Origin of the sequence: Methylobacterium sp. GXS13, assembly GCF_001455965.1 — a bacterium.
Taxonomy (GTDB): Bacteria; Pseudomonadota; Alphaproteobacteria; order Rhizobiales; family Beijerinckiaceae; genus Methylobacterium.
On sequence record NZ_LKKO01000035.1, the window covers coordinates 29,714 to 43,822 of the forward strand.

13 protein-coding genes are annotated in these 14,109 nt (G+C 67.4%); 9 read left to right on the forward strand and 4 right to left on the reverse strand.

Translation table 11 applies throughout. The annotated features are described in order from the left end of the window. Together AO398_RS12920 and AO398_RS12925 are read right to left on the reverse strand one after the other, a co-directional pair. Positions 1–1,011: a phosphoglycerate dehydrogenase gene (locus tag AO398_RS12920; protein ID WP_201025758.1), complete on the reverse strand. Its 1,011-nt coding sequence runs from the start codon at positions 1,009–1,011 to the stop codon at positions 1–3. Positions 1,012–1,153: 142 nt separating this feature from the next. Beyond that, positions 1,154–1,801 (reverse strand): RraA family protein, encoded by a 648-nt coding sequence (locus AO398_RS12925; protein ID WP_058192464.1) that lies wholly within the window; start codon positions 1,799–1,801, stop codon positions 1,154–1,156. Positions 1,802–1,897: 96 nt separating this feature from the next. On the opposite strand from AO398_RS12925, the gene AO398_RS12930 reads away from it, so the two are divergent. Beyond that, positions 1,898–2,764, forward strand: coding sequence for a LysR family transcriptional regulator (locus tag AO398_RS12930; protein WP_058192466.1), 867 nt, complete (start codon positions 1,898–1,900; stop codon positions 2,762–2,764). A gap of 38 nt (positions 2,765–2,802) precedes the next feature. Here the strand turns inward: AO398_RS12930 and AO398_RS12935 are convergent, their stop codons facing one another. Next, positions 2,803–2,997: a hypothetical protein gene (locus tag AO398_RS12935; protein WP_058192468.1), complete on the reverse strand. Its 195-nt coding sequence runs from the start codon at positions 2,995–2,997 to the stop codon at positions 2,803–2,805. 201 nt (positions 2,998–3,198) lie between these two features. Here AO398_RS12935 and AO398_RS12940 point away from each other — a divergent pair, with 201 nt between their 5' ends. The 3 genes from AO398_RS12940 to AO398_RS12950 are packed head-to-tail and all read left to right on the forward strand — an operon-like array spanning position 3,199 to position 5,512. Next, positions 3,199–4,023 carry an ABC transporter substrate-binding protein gene (locus tag AO398_RS12940; protein ID WP_058192470.1) on the forward strand — a complete coding sequence of 275 codons (825 nt, stop codon included), beginning with the start codon at positions 3,199–3,201 and terminating at the stop codon, positions 4,021–4,023. A gap of 41 nt (positions 4,024–4,064) precedes the next feature. Next, positions 4,065–4,763 (forward strand): amino acid ABC transporter permease, encoded by a 699-nt coding sequence (locus AO398_RS12945; protein WP_058192472.1) that lies wholly within the window; start codon positions 4,065–4,067, stop codon positions 4,761–4,763. After that, positions 4,763–5,512: an amino acid ABC transporter permease gene (locus AO398_RS12950; RefSeq protein ID WP_058192474.1), complete on the forward strand. Its 750-nt coding sequence runs from the start codon at positions 4,763–4,765 to the stop codon at positions 5,510–5,512. Before AO398_RS12945 ends, AO398_RS12950 begins: the two co-directional genes overlap by 1 nt. Positions 5,513–5,611: 99 nt before the next feature. Here AO398_RS12950 and AO398_RS12955 read toward each other — a convergent pair whose 3' ends face one another. After that, positions 5,612–6,316, reverse strand: coding sequence for an IclR family transcriptional regulator (locus tag AO398_RS12955; protein ID WP_058192476.1), 705 nt, complete (start codon positions 6,314–6,316; stop codon positions 5,612–5,614). A gap of 172 nt (positions 6,317–6,488) precedes the next feature. Between AO398_RS12955 and AO398_RS12960 the strand changes: the two genes are divergently transcribed. The 5 genes from AO398_RS12960 to AO398_RS12980 all read left to right on the forward strand — a co-directional run bounded on the left by AO398_RS12960 (position 6,489) and on the right by AO398_RS12980 (position 14,076). Continuing rightward, positions 6,489–7,823, forward strand: a complete 1,335-nt coding sequence (locus AO398_RS12960; protein ID WP_058192524.1) for an MFS transporter — start codon at positions 6,489–6,491, stop codon at positions 7,821–7,823. Between the two features lie 4 nt (positions 7,824–7,827). Next, the gene (locus AO398_RS12965) at positions 7,828–11,022 is read left to right on the forward strand and encodes an FAD-binding and (Fe-S)-binding domain-containing protein (protein ID WP_058192478.1); all 3,195 of its coding nucleotides are present in this window, start codon (positions 7,828–7,830) and stop codon (positions 11,020–11,022) included. A gap of 33 nt (positions 11,023–11,055) precedes the next feature. Continuing rightward, complete coding sequence (locus AO398_RS12970; RefSeq protein WP_058192480.1) at positions 11,056–11,964, forward strand: DUF1932 domain-containing protein; 909 nt, start codon at positions 11,056–11,058, stop codon at positions 11,962–11,964. A 35-nt stretch (positions 11,965–11,999) separates the two neighbouring features. Next, on the forward strand, positions 12,000–12,674 hold the full coding sequence (locus AO398_RS12975) for an RraA family protein (RefSeq protein WP_058192482.1): 675 nt from the start codon (positions 12,000–12,002) through the stop codon (positions 12,672–12,674). Positions 12,675–12,756: 82 nt separating this feature from the next. Next, positions 12,757–14,076: an MFS transporter gene (locus AO398_RS12980; protein ID WP_082643268.1), complete on the forward strand. Its 1,320-nt coding sequence runs from the start codon at positions 12,757–12,759 to the stop codon at positions 14,074–14,076. The last annotated feature ends 33 nt before the right edge of the window (positions 14,077–14,109 follow it).

Sequence of the window (14,109 nt, forward strand, 5' to 3'; positions counted from 1 at the left end):
TCAGCACACCTCCAGCGCGGCACGGCCGTCGGCGACGATGCAGTCGGCGGGCGGGGATCGGCCGGTGAGTATGTCGACCACGGCCCTGGCCGCGATCAGGTTGGTGCGGGCGAGGCCGCCATCGGTGGCGGCGGCCGTGTGCGGCGTGGCGACGACGCGCTCCAGCCCGATCAGCGCATTGGCGGCTTGGCTGGCCGCGGGGTTCTTCTCGGCCTCGAACACGTCGAGACCCGCTCCAGCAACGTGACCGGAGATAATCGCCTCGTAGAGGTCCCACTCGTTCACCAGCCCGCCGCGGGCGGTGTTGACGAGGATTGCTCCGGGCTTCATCTGGGCCAGGGCAATCCTGTCGATCAGGTGCGCTGTCGAGGCGTCGAGGGGCGCGTGCAGGGTGACGAAATCCGACTCGCGCAGCAGCGTCCCTAGATCCACCCGCGCGACCTTGTGGGCGGCGGCGAAACCGTCATCCGCTGCAATGTCGGTGGCGAGGATCCTGACATCGAAGCCGGCGAGGCGGTGGGCGACGCAGCGGCCGATGCGCCCGAGCCCGATGATGCCGACCGTGCTGCCGGTCAGCTCCTCGCCAATGCGGTAGGTCCAGTCGCCCGCCCGGAGAGCGAGCGGAAAGGTCGCCAGCCGCTTGGCCACCGCCAGCATCAGGCCAATCGTATGGTCGGCCACTGAGGCGCTGTTGCCGCCGGCGGCAATGGTGACGACCTTGCCGAGCCGCGCCGCGGCGAGATGGTCGATCTGCTCGAATCCGACGCCGCGGCGCGCCAGAACCTTGAGCCTGGGAAAGCGTGCCATCAGGTCGTGGCGGACGAAGGTACTGCCAAGAATCCAGGCGTCGACATCCCCCAGCAGGTCCGGCAGCATGTCGGGCGCGGGATCCGTGTTGTTGAGGTCTGGCTGGCGCACCTCGAAGCCCTGATCTTCGAGATAGACCCGCGCCCTGGGGTCGAAGCCCCGCGGCGTGACGAGCACGCGCATCCGATTCGCGAGTGGGCTCACGGGTGGTGTTTCCTCCTGGGCGGCGAGAGGCTTGGTGCCATCGCCGGCGCCCCTCTCCGGGGGCCTTGTCGGTCGGTTGCCCGCGCCGCATGCGCCGCGAGCCGACTCCTGGCCATCGGTGGACGGCCTGAGACCGTCCCGCTCAACCAGCGGGGACCTTGCCGTAGCGGCCGTCGTAGCGACCCTCTCGGATCATCTGGAGAACCTCGGCCTCGCGCGCGTCCTGTGCGCGCACCGCCTCGATCAGGGAATGCGCGATTGAGGCCGGGAAGGTCACGACACCATCTTCATCGCCGATCACCACGTCGCCGGGCTTGACGGTCCAGCCGCCGATGGCGACCGGTATATTGGTCGCGCCGGGCCCCAGCTTGTACGGCCCGCGATGGATCGCCGCCCGCGCGTAGCAGGGGAAATCGGACGCGGCGAAAACGGCCGAGTCTCGGATCGCCCCGTCGATGACGAAGCCGGCGCAGCCCCGGCTCTCAGCGATGGCTTTCATTATATCGCCGACCAGAGCCCGGGTCGTATCGCCGCCGCCTGCGACGACCAGGACGTCGCCGGGGCGAACCTCGTTGAGGGCTTGATGGATCGCGAGGTTGTCGCCGGCGCGGACCTGCACGGTAAAGGCCGTACCGATGAGCTTGCCGCCGCGATGGAACGGGCGCAGTCCGACGAGGCCGGGCATGCGATCAAGGTTGTCGCTGATCGACGGCGTCGTGGCGTCGCGGAACGCCGCGATGATGGCCGGGTCGACCGCCGGGGCGGGCGGGTTCAGGCTGACATTCGCCACGGCATTCCTCCGTTTTCTTTGACCGGAGAGAGTACAGGCTTGAGGGAACGGGAAAACCCGTGTTTCCCCTGCTTCTCAAGCAGGAGAATCCGGGCTGTGAACACACGTTTCTTGGGCACACTCTGCGCCGTGGCCGATACTGGCTCGCTGGCCGGGGCGGGGCGCGCGATCAGGCTCTCAAGCGCCGCCGTCGCAGAACAGATCCAGGCCCTCGAACGCGACCTCGGCGTTCGGCTGATCACCCGCCTTGGACGCACCGTGACCCTGACGGACGAGGGGCGCGCCGTCGTCGGCGCGGGCCGGGAGATCCTGACGCGGGTCGCGGACTTGACGCAGGTCGCTCAGCTCGGGCGGCTGAGCGGCACCCTGCGGATCGGATCGGTCTCGACCGCCCTGATGTCGGTCGTGCCGCCGGCCTTGAGACACATGGCCGAGCATCATCCGGAGATCGCCCTCAAGATCGTACCTGGCACTTCCTCCCAGCTGCAATTCATGCTGGAGAGCAGCGAGATCGACTGCGCGATCACGGTCAGGCCGATCTTCGAGACCGCCAAGGAGTTCGGCTGGCATCTGATCCGCGAGGAGCCTTTGACTCTGGTGTGCCCGGCCGACCTCACCTTCGAGGGGGTGGAGGAGTGCCTATCCTCCGCATCGATGATCAGCATGTACAGGAACTCGCCGACCGGGCGCATCGCAGAGAGATTTCTTCAAGATAAGATGATCGTTGCGAAGGAACTGTTCGAAATCGAGGCGGCCGAAGTCATCCTCGTGCTGGTCTCGCAGGGCCTCGGTATCTCGCTCCTACCGAATTATGGCTTTCGGTCGAGCGCGGAGCGGCGCTTCCGGAAGGTGGCCATCGCCGACCGCGCTTATGGCAGATCCATCGGCATCCTCTATCGGCGCGGTGCGCGGATCTCGCTCATCAACACTTTCCACGCCGCCATCATCAGTGCCCACGCGTGAGGGCGTACGGCTCCGCTCACCGGAGAGGGGCCGTGGACTCAATCCAGCTTCAGGATGCGCCTGCAGCGGGCAAACAGCATTTCGACTGTCTTGCGCTGGCATCGCGGGTCCCACGTGAGGCCACCCAGTGTCGCCGCCCAGTCGAACATTGCGAGCTGCTTGATGCTCGCTGCCATCGCGCCACTTGGCTGGTCGCGCGGCCCATGAAGGAAGACGATGTTAAAAGCGAACATTCTTCGCTTTCTTTCATGGCAGCCAAGCTCCATCACAACGTAAATGATTCTTTCGCGGCACGCTCCCATGCCGACCGACGTCCCCCCACGAGCAAGACACCAGTTCCGACGGACGGCGACTGCCGGGATCCTCAGGTTACAGGTCCGCCCGGCGACGGCGCGGTCGACACTCTGCACGCACGATCAGACGGTGGCCATTCCATGAGGCAGATTTCACTGGGGCTCAGGTCGCTCCTCGCAGCGTTGACGGCGCTCGTCGCCGTCGTCGGGGCCGCCCAGGCCGACCAGCTCGCCGACATCAAGGCCCGGGGCAAGCTGATCTGCGGGACGCTCGGAACCGTCGAGCCCTTCTCGTTCCAGCACCCGCAATCGCGCCAGATTGTCGGCTACGACGTCGATATCTGCCAGAAGGTCGCCGACGCGATCGGCGTTCCGCTCGAACTCAAGACCATCGCGGTCGAGGCGCGGATCCCCGAACTATCTCAGGGGCGCGTCGATATTCTCGCCGCCAACCTCGGATACACGGCCGAGCGCGGCAAGCAGATCCAATTTTCCGATACCTATTTCGTCAGCCAGCAGAAGCTGATGACCACGAAGGAATCCGGCTTCACCACGATCGATCAACTCAACGGCAAAAAGATTAGTGCCCTGAAAGGCTCGTCCTCCGAGCAGGGCGTGCGCCGCCTTATCCCGACCGCCGAGACAGTGACCTTCCAGGACACGTCCTCGGCCTTCCTGGCCCTGGCACAGGACAAGGTCGATGCCCTGTGCGCCTCCGAACTGATCCTCGTGAAGCTCCAGCACCAGTCCAAGGTGCCAATGTACATCATCGAGAAGGCGCTGTTCGTAGAGCCCTGGGGTCTCGGCATGCGCAAGGATGAGCCGGCCTTTACCAACTTGGTCAACGCCACCCTGGCCAAGCTCGCCGAGTCCGGCGAACTCGACACGATCTTCGCGAAATGGCTCGGCGAGGGCACGCCCTACAAGATCAAGCGCGACTTCGCGGTCGCCGCGATCAAGGACTGAGCCGCCTCGGTGGACCGAAGTCGGAACCTGGGTAGGACCCGATGATCCACCTGTTCGACGCGGGTGGCGTGCTCGAGGGTCGATATCTCGACTGGTTTGCCGTCGGCATCGGGACGACGCTCGCCCTGACCGCGGCGGCCTGGTGCATCGCCCTCACGGTCGGGATCCTGCTCACCCTGATCCGGATGCTTCCGGCGCGACCCTGCGCGTGGCTCGTCGGGGCTTACGTCGAATACCACCGCAACGTGCCGCTCCTGGTACAGATCTTCCTGTGGTACTTCGGCGTGCCGTCGCTCCTGCCGCGCCCCGCGCGCCAGTGGCTCAACACCCATGACGGCCAGTTCCTGCTCGCCGCCACTGCGCTCGGGCTCGCGGCCGCGGCCTATGTCGCCGAGGACATCCGCAGCGGCATCCGCTCCATCCCGAAGGGCCAGTATCAGGCCGCGCTCTCCCTCGGCTTCGGATACCTCGGCGCGATGCGCAACGTTGTGCTGCCACAGGCCCTGCGCCACGCGATTCCACCGCTGATCAACCAGACCCTGCTGCTGTTCAAGAACACGAGCCTCGCCATGGCGATCGGCGTCGGCGAACTGACGTATCGCGCCCGCGCGGTCGAGAGCGAAACGTTCCAGACCTTCGACGCCTTCGCCGTCGCCACCGTGATCTACCTCGCCGTCTCCCTCGGCATCATGCTGCTCGGGGCCGCCTGTGCCCGACGCCTCCAGGTTAGGGCACGTTGATGCTGGAGATCCTGAGGGACAACTGGCTCCTCTTCCTCATCGGGCAGTATCCCTACGGGCCTATCGGCGGTCTCGTCATGACGCTGTTCATGGCAATTGCGTCGCTCGCGCTCTGCTTCCCCTTCGCGGTCGGTTTAGCCCTCGCGCGGCTCAGCCCGTACCGCTGGCTGCGCCTGCCGGCGACGGCGCTCGTCTACGTCGTGCGCGGCCTGCCCCTGATCATGTTCATCTTCTGGGCGTACTTCCTGTCGCCGCTGGTGGTGGGGCGCCCAATCGGCGGCGTCGAGACGCTGATCATCACCCTCGTCGTGTACGAGGCCGCCTACCTGTCCGAGGTCATCCGAGCTGGAATCGAGGGGCTGCCCAAGGGGCAGGTGCAGGCGGCGACCGCCCTGGGACTGGGCTACTGGCCGACGACCCTGTCGATCGTCCTGCCGCAGGCCCTCCACAACATGCTGCCGAGCATGGTCAGCCAGTTCGTCTCGACCATCAAGGAGACGTCCCTCGGCTACGTGATCAGCGCCCACGAGGTGACCTTCGCGGCTGCGCAGGTCAACAACCTGCTGCTGACGCAGCCCTTCGAGGTCTACGGGCTTCTTGCGCTGACCTATTTCACCCTGTGCTTCACGCTCACGTCCTGTGCGCGCATTCTCGAATGGCGCCTCACGCGGGCGCGCAGACAGGCCGGAGCAACGCGGATCAACGTAGCGAACATCGGAGTGGCCGTTCGAAGATCAGAGTTTTCCTAAGTCTTCGATCTCTCGGATGCACGGCGGAGCCCAGTATCCAGCTTCGCCGGCTCGCTTGAGCGCGCCATCATGAATGTCCGCGACGTACTGCAAACTGCGTCAAAGCTGGGCGCCCAGTTCCGAGGACAGGCGCTCGCCCGCCTCGCGCAACTGCGGTTTAAGGGTCTCGGCCCGCTCCGCCGTGAGCCTGGATGATGGGCCCGAGAGCGCGAGGGCGCCGATCAGCCGCCGCTCGGTCCCGAACACGGGCATTGCGACCGACGCAACGTGAGGGTCCGTGATGCCGGAGGTAAAGAGCGGGACCTCGATCGCCGCTCTTTCCGAGACGCGTCGATCGCTGAAGGTCCTTAGAACCTGCGCGATGGCCGACTCGTCCATCGGCCGCATGTCGCCGGGGCGGACGTTCATCCGGAGCGGCGACGGCGAGTCCGCTCGGAACAGGCACAGCCGCTGGTTGCCGCGCCGGATGTAGAACGACGCTGTCTCCAGCGACTCCGCGGCGAGCCGCTCCAGCACCGGGACGATCCGCTCCTCCAGGGCGAAGGACTGCTGGTAGACTGAGCCGATCCGCGCCGCCTCGACACCGAGGCGATAGCGCCCGTCATCCAGGCGTTCGATCAGGTCGAACTTCTCCAGCGAGATGCACAGCCGCATGATGGTGCTCTTCACGAGCGACGTGCGGCGGGTGAGTTCCGCCAGCTCGATTGCATCGTCGCCCCGCCGGAATGCCGTCAGTACCGTCAGGACTCGATCGGCCGAGGCCACCCCTTCGAGCTTGGGGCGCGTCCGAGCCTCCTTCGCCATGGCTTCGTGCTCTCTCCGGTTTCACGATGATCGGCGATCGCGATCCATAACCATCGACCGTCTGCACACCAAGCCATGACGCCGCGTTGCCCACGCCGTCGTTGACAGGGCAAGCCGTTAGAGAGATAAAAACGAAACGCCGTTTCAAAACGGCGATTCGGGAGTGGACGTCATGGCACTAGGGCAGGCGGCCGAATCGGTTCGTGCTCAGACCTGTGGGGTCGATGAGCGGAGCCTCTACGGGAAGATGATGCGGCGGATCCTGCCGTTTATGTTCGCCTGCTACGTCGTGAGTTATCTGGACCGCGTGAACGTAGGCTTCGCCGCGCTCACGATGAACAACGACCTCGGGCTCAGCGCCACGGCGTTCGGGATCGGCGCCGGACTGTTCTTCTTCGGCTACTTCATCGCCGAGATTCCCAGTAACCTGATCATGATGCGGGTCGGCGCTCGGCTCTGGATCGCACGCATCATGATAACTTGGGGCCTGGTCTCCGCCGCGACGGCGTTCGTCACGGGTCCGGTGTCGTTCGGCGTCGCGCGCTTCCTGCTCGGGCTCGGGGAGGCCGGCTTCGTGCCCGGCGTCTTCCTGTACCTCGGCCTATGGTTTCCCGCCGCCGTCCGGGCGCGCGCCACCGCCATGTTCCTCCTAGGGATCCCGGTCGCCAACATCTTCGGCTCGCCGATCTCAGGGGCGCTGATCCAACTCGAGGGCTTCGGCCTGAAGGGCTGGCAGTGGCTGCTGATCCTGGAGGCCGTGCCCGCGATCCTTCTCGGCGTCGCCTGCCTGTTCGTGCTGACCGACAAGCCCGAGAAAGCGGGCTGGCTGTCCGCACCGGAGCGCGACTTCCTGGTCGGCCAGCTGGCTGCGGAGAAGGCCGCCATCGAGAAGAAGCACAGCCTCTCGCTCGGGCAGGCCCTGCGCAACTGGCGCGTCCTGACCCTCGCGGTCGTGAACCTCTGCACCATCATCGGGTCGCTCGGCATCGGCCTCTGGCTGCCGCAGATCATCAAGCAGCTCGGCGTCTCGACTACGCTGCTCGGCTTCGTGACGGCGATCCCCTACCTCTGCGGCGCCGCCGCGATGGTCGTGTGGGGCCGGATGTCGGACCGCGGCAGCGACTGGACGATCTACCCCGCGATCGCGCTGTTCGTCGGCTCGGTCGCCCTCGTGTCCAGCGCCTTCACGCCGACCCCGGTCCTGACGATCGCCGCGCTCTGCGTGGCGGTGGCCTCGATCAACGCGTGCGTGGCGACCTTTTGGGCCGTGCCCTCGGGCTTTCTCACCGGCCGAGCGGCCGCGGGCGGCATCGCGATGATCGTGTCGATCGGCAACCTCGGCGGCTTTGCCGGCCCGTACATGATCGGGTTCGTCCGCGACCTCTCGGGCGGGTTCACGGCGCCGCTGCTGGCCATCGGCTGCACCCTTCTGTTCGGCGCGACCCTGATGATCATCTTCGGCCGCCTCGGGCGGCGGGACGCCGTCCCCGCGGCCGTCCTGGCGTGACGCCATGATCCCGCGTCTTTCATCCGAACCGGCCGCGTCCTCGATCTACCAAGAGTTCTGCGCCGAGCTGCAGGCGCGGGGCTTCTTGGGGGATTTGACCCTCGGAGCCGCCGATCGGACGGTGCTCGCCACCGACAATTCCATTTACCAGCTCGTTCCACAGGCGATCGCTTTCCCACGCCTCACGGACGATCTCGTGCGCATCGCGCGTCTGCTCGGCGAGGCGCGCTTCCGCTCGGTCAAGGTCGCCCCGCGCGGCGGCGGCACCGGGACCAACGGCCAGTCGCTCACGGACGGCCTCGTGATCGACCTGTCACGGCACATGAACAGCATCCTGGAGATCGACCCGAAGCGGCGCACGGCGCGGGTCGAGGCGGGCGTCGTGAAGGACCAGCTCAACGCGGCCTTGAAGCCTCACGGCCTGTTCTTCGCGCCGGAGCTGTCGACCTCCAACCGCGCCACCATCGGCGGCATGATCAACACGGACGCGTGCGGCCAGGGCTCCTGCCTCTACGGCAAGACCCGCCATCACGTGCTCGCGCTCACAACCGTACTGCTCGATGGTACGGTCTGGATGTCGCTGCCCCTCGAAGACGCGGAGCTGGCGTCCGTGTCGGCCCGTCCCGACCGCGTTGGCGCCGTACACAGGCTGGTCGACCGCATCGAGCGGGAGAACCGTGCGCTCATCGCCGAGCGCTTCCCCAAACTCAACCGCTCGCTCACCGGCTACGATCTCGCCCACATCCGCGAAGCCGACGGTCGCTTCAATCTGAACGCGGTCCTATGCGGGGCGGAAGGCACCCTCGGCTTCGTCGTGGAGGCCGAGCTGAACGTCCTGCCGATCCCGCGCTACGCGGCGCTCGTCAACATCCGCTACGACAGCTTCGACGCGGCCCTGCGCGACGCCCACGCCCTGGTGGAAATCGGGGCGGCTTCGATCGAGACCGTCGACTCGAAGGTGCTCGACCTCGCCCGCACGGACATCGTTTGGCACGAGGTCGCCGCGTACTTCCCGGATGACCCCGAGGGCTCGGCGGCCGGGGTCAACCTCGTCGAGTTCCTGGCCGACGAAGCGGAGGATTTGGAGGCTCAGATCGTCCGCGTGACGGACAGGCTGGACCGGGAAGGCCGCCGGTTCGGGCGGCGCGGCTTCACGGTCGCGCGGAACTCCGGCGGTCGGGCCGCACCCGGACGCCCGACACGGGATGAGCGCGCCTATGCCCTGGCTGCCGATGGCGGCGCCCGGGTGGCGGAAGACGGCGATCAGGCCGGAGGCGAGGCCTCTAGCCGCGGACCGACGGCCGGCGCGTCGGACCCGGTCGAGAGCATCTGGGGCATGCGCAAGAAGGCGGTCGGCCTGCTCGGCGCGATGCAGGGCGGGCGACGCCCGATCGCCTTCGTGGAGGACACCGCCGTTCCGCCGGAAAACCTCGCGGACTACATCGCCGAGTTCCGGGCAGCGCTCGACCGCCGCGGCCTCGCCTACGGGATGTTCGGTCATGTGGACGCGGGCGTACTCCACGTCCGCCCGGCCATCGACATGACGGACCCGGAGCAGGTGTCCCTCATCCGCTCGGTGACCGAGGAGGTCGTGGCCCTCACTCAAAAATACGGCGGCGTGCTGTGGGGCGAGCACGGCAAGGGTGTGCGCTCCGAGTTCGTCCCGACCGTCTTCGGCCCTCTCTACCCTCAGCTTCAGGCGATCAAGGCCGCGTTCGACCCGCATCACCAGCTCAACCCGGGCAAGATCGCGGTGCCCGACGACGGCCGGCTGCTGCGCATCGACGAGGTGCCGGTCAAGGGCGCGGGCGACCGTGCCATCCCGCTTGCCATACGGGAGAGCTACGACAACGCGCTCCACTGCAACGGCAACGGGGCCTGCTTCAATTGGGATCCGGACGATGCCATGTGCCCGTCCTGGAAGGGTACGCGCGAGCGGCGGCACTCGCCCAAGGGCCGCGCCCAGCTCATGCGCGAGTGGCTGCGCCGCCTCACTGTGGCGAGCGTCGATCCGGTCGCGGAGGCGCGGCGTCTGCGCGGGGTATCCGGTTGGCGCGGCCTGCCGAACCGGGTGCGCAACACGCTGGCGCGGCGCCGGGGCGAAGACGACTTCTCGCACCGCGTCAAAGAGGCGATGGACGGCTGCCTCGCCTGCAAGTCCTGCGTCGGGCAGTGTCCGATCAAGGTGAACGTCCCGGCGTTCCGCGCCAAGTTCCTAGAACTGTACTACGGGCGCTACCTGCGACCGCTCCGCCACCATGCGCTCGCATCCTTGGAAGCGCTGGTGCCCTGGCTCGCCAAGGCCCCCGTCCTCGTCAACCTGGCCACCTCGCTCAAAAGCTCCGATGCGATCGGCCTCGTCAAAACCCCCAAGCTCTCGCGCCTGAACCTCGCGCGTGAGATCGCCCGGCGCGGCGTCCGGCTCGCGACAGCGGAGGCGCTGTCCGGATTGTCCGCGCCCGAGCGTCTGACCAGCGTCGTCGTGGTGCAGGACGCCTTCACGAGCTACTACGAGACGCCGGTCCTGCTCGACCTGCTCGATCTGCTGATCGCGATCGGCGTCCGGCCCTGGCTCGCGCCCTACCGGCCGAACGGCAAGCCGCTGCACGTTCACGGCTTCCTCGGCCGGTTCGAGCGCCTCGCCGCCAAGAACGCGACCGAACTCGACCGCCTCGCCGCGACCGGCGTCGACCTGATCGGCCTCGACCCGTCCATGACCCTGACCTACCGGTCGGAATACGCCGAGGCGCTGCCGGGCCGGGACATTCCGCGCGTCCAGCTCGTGCAGGAGTGGCTCGCCAGCCGCCTGGACGGCGTGCCGCGCGCGGGCGGGCGCGAGACGGTCTGGCTGCTGCCCCACTGCACCGAGCGTACCACTGCGCAGCCGGCGATGGCGGCTTGGGCCACGATCTTCGACGCCTACGGGCTCGATCTCACAATCCTCCCGAGCGGCTGCTGCGGCATGGCGGGCACCTACGGCCACGAGGCTGAGCACCGGGCGATGTCCGAGCGCATCTACCGGCTCAGCTGGGCGAACCACGTGGCCGAACGGGGGGGCACGGGCCGGCTGATGGCCGACGGCTACTCGTGCCGGTCGCAGGCCAAGCTCATGGACGAAGTCCACCTGCCCCATCCCGTCTCCGTCCTTCTCGACCGCGCGCGCGCCGGCGCCCCCCGTCGTTCCGCATCAACGAACTAAACCCCTCACCAGGAACAGACCCAGGAGAACCCCATGGCAGATCGCGAACAGTTCAGGCTCGGCCTCGTCGGCTACGGCGAGATCGGCAGCACCCTCGGGGCCGGCCTGCGCGGCGCCGGGCTTCAATCGATCGCCTGCTACGACAAGTACGCCTTCGACGGGCCCTACGCCGACCTGATCCAGGCACGGGCGCGGGAGGCCGGCGTCACCCTCGTGCGATCGAACGGGGAGCTGGCCGAGGTCGCCGAACTGATCGTCAGCGTGACTCCGGGCGTGGCCTCGCTGGAGAGCGCCGACGCCTTCGCCCCGGTGCTGACGAGCCGCCACACCTTCCTCGACTTCGCCTCGGCCACGCCGAAGATCAAGCAGGGTGTCGCGAGCAAGCTCGAAGCGACCGGCGCCCTTCTCGGCGACGCCTCGATCGAGGGCACACCGCTGCACGGCTATTCCATGCGGATGCTGTCGAGCGGCCCGGCCGGCGAGCGGGTGCGCGATCTCTTGGTGCCCTGGGGTATGCAGATCGAGTTCACCGGCCCGGTGCTCGGCACCGCCTCGGGAATCAAGATCATCCGCTCGGTCCTGATCAAGGGGATCGAGGCGCTCACCGACGAGATGCTGCTCGCCGCCCGGCAATACGGGATCGACGAGGTCGTCCTCGCGTCGGCCTCCAAAACCCTCGCCCGGCCGTGGATGGACACGGTCCAGAGCCTGACCCCGTCGGGGGTGATCCACGCCAAGCGCCGGGCCGAGGAGCTGGAGATGTCGGCCGACGCCGTCGCCGATGCCGGCGTCGAGCCGATCATGGCCCGCGCCGTCGCCCAGCGCCTGCGGTGGAAGGAGAGCCTCGGCCTCAAGGATCACTTCAAGGGCGTCGTCCCCCGGACCTACCAGGAGGCACTCGACGCCATGGTGCTCAAGGCCGGCCTCAAGCCCGTCGCCTGACACCGCCCATCCCCCGTATCGAAGGAGGAACAGTTATGGCCATCGGTTTCAAGATCCACCCGCGCACCCGCACGGTCGACCCCGCCACCGTCGAGAAATTCAAGGTGATCGCGGTCGCCAACATCAGCGACTCGATGAGCCGCATGAGCCACGGCGGCGCCCGGATCCGGCCGCTCCATGCCGGCGGCGTGCTCTGCGGCGTCGCCCTGACCGTGCGGGTGCGCCCCGGCGACAACCTGATGATCCACGCGGCCCTCAACCGCGCGAAGCCCGGCGACGTACTCGTCGTCGATGGCGACAGCGACCTGACGAACGCCCTGATGGGCGAGCTAATGCTTTCCCACGCGCAACAGATCGGCATGGCCGGCGTCATCCTGAACGGCGCGGTGCGCGACTACGGCTGGATCCGCCAGAACACGTTCCCGGTCTACGCCGCCGGCATCACCCATCGTGGTCCCTACAAAAACGGGCCGGGCGAGATGAACGCCACCATCGCCATCGAGGGCATGGTGATCGAGCCGGGCGATCTGATCGTCGGCGACGACGACGGCTTCGTCTGCGTGCCCTTCGACCAGACCGAGGCGGTCTACGCCAACGCCGACAGGAAGCAGCAGGGCGAGGCCAAGACCATGGCGGCGATCCAGGCCGGCACCGTGGACCGCTCCTGGGTCGAGCGCGCCCTCGCGGAGACGGGCTGCGAAGGGATCTGATCCCCGAGCCACAGGATCACCAGAGGCTCAAGCACGACGAACGTCGGACGGGCCGCATCTCACAGCGATGGGAGGATGGAACGTGAGCATCTCCGAACACGATATGCACGCGCTCGAGAAGGCGACAATGCGCCGGGTGATCCTGCGGCTCGTGCCGTTCCTGATGGTCTGCTACTTCTGCGCCCTGCTCGACCGGGTGAACGTCGGCTTCGCCGCCTTGCAGATGAACAAGGATCTCGGGCTCACCCCGGCCATGTTCGGCTTGGCGGCGAGCCTGTTCTTCGTCTCGTACTTCCTGGTCGAAGTGCCGAGCAACCTCGCCCTGCAGAAGGTCGGCGCCCGGCGCTGGATCGCCCGGATCATGATCACCTGGGGTCTGGTCACCGCGTGCATGGCCTTCGTAGTCGGGCCGTACTCGCTCTACGCGATGCGCTTCATCCTGGGCGCGGCGGAGGCCGGGTTCTTCCCCGGCGCGATCCTCTATCTGACCTACTGGCTACCCGCCGAATACCGGGCGCGGATCCTGGCGACCTTCACGGTCTCGATCCCGCTCGCGACCTTCCTCGGTTCGCCCCTCTCGGTATCGCTCCTCGAACTCGACGGTGCCCTCGGCCTCAAGGGCTGGCAATGGCTGTTCGTGCTGGAGGGCATCCCCACGATCCTCCTCGGCATCGCCTGCCTGTTCGTGCTGACCGACCGGCCCCGCGACGCGAAGTGGCTCGGCGAGACCGAGCGGGCCTGGCTCGTCGGGCGCCTCGACGAGGAGGCGGCCCGCAAGAAGCCCATCGGCCACATCTCCCTGTGGCAGCTCGTGCGCAACAAGTACTTCCTGACGATGGCTCTGGTCTGCTCCGGCGCCTCCGCGACCGGCAGCGTCCTGTCGGTCTGGCAGCCGCAGATGATCAAGTCCTTCGGACTGACCAACCTGCAGACAGGCTTCGTCAATGCGATTCCCTACGGCTTCGCGACGGTGCTAATGGTGCTCTGGGGCCGCCACTCGGACCGACACAGCGAGCGCCGCTGGCACACCGCGATCCCGTTGCTGTTCGCCGCCTTCGGCCTGTCGTACCTGTACCTGACCGGTAGCATCGCCACCGCCATCCTGGCCGTGACCTTCGCCCTCGTCGGCGCCTACTCGTTCAAAGGGCCGTTCTGGGCGCTCTCGGCCGGATGGCTCTCGCCGGGGACGCTGGCGGCCGGGCTTGCCGGGATCAATGCGATCTCCAACCTGATCGGCGGCGGCCTGATGGTGAACGTGGTCGGCCTCGTGAAGGACGCGACCAGCAGCTTCCCCCTCGGCATGCTCCCGGTCGCCGCCCTCGATGCCGCCGCCGCGATCAGCGTGATCCTGATCAGCCGCGCTCATGCCCGCGAGGCACACGCGGCGGCGCTGCCCGCCTGAGCCACCGTCTACGCTCCCCCACCGAGGACATGC

What these genes read in the sequence shown, in the direction of transcription:
- AO398_RS12935 (WP_058192468.1), bottom strand. Translation starts at nt 2,997, where the DNA reads ATGTTCGCTTTTAACATCGTCTTCCTTCATGGGCCGCGCGACCAGCCA.
- AO398_RS12940 (WP_058192470.1), top strand. Translation starts at nt 3,199, where the DNA reads ATGAGGCAGATTTCACTGGGGCTCAGGTCGCTCCTCGCAGCGTTGACG.
- AO398_RS12945 (WP_058192472.1), top strand. Translation starts at nt 4,065, where the DNA reads ATGATCCACCTGTTCGACGCGGGTGGCGTGCTCGAGGGTCGATATCTC.
- AO398_RS12950 (WP_058192474.1), top strand. Translation starts at nt 4,763, where the DNA reads ATGCTGGAGATCCTGAGGGACAACTGGCTCCTCTTCCTCATCGGGCAG.
- AO398_RS12955 (WP_058192476.1), bottom strand. Translation starts at nt 6,316, where the DNA reads ATGGCGAAGGAGGCTCGGACGCGCCCCAAGCTCGAAGGGGTGGCCTCG.
- AO398_RS12960 (WP_058192524.1), top strand. Translation starts at nt 6,489, where the DNA reads ATGGCACTAGGGCAGGCGGCCGAATCGGTTCGTGCTCAGACCTGTGGG.
- AO398_RS12965 (WP_058192478.1), top strand. Translation starts at nt 7,828, where the DNA reads ATGATCCCGCGTCTTTCATCCGAACCGGCCGCGTCCTCGATCTACCAA.
- AO398_RS12970 (WP_058192480.1), top strand. Translation starts at nt 11,056, where the DNA reads ATGGCAGATCGCGAACAGTTCAGGCTCGGCCTCGTCGGCTACGGCGAG.
- AO398_RS12975 (WP_058192482.1), top strand. Translation starts at nt 12,000, where the DNA reads ATGGCCATCGGTTTCAAGATCCACCCGCGCACCCGCACGGTCGACCCC.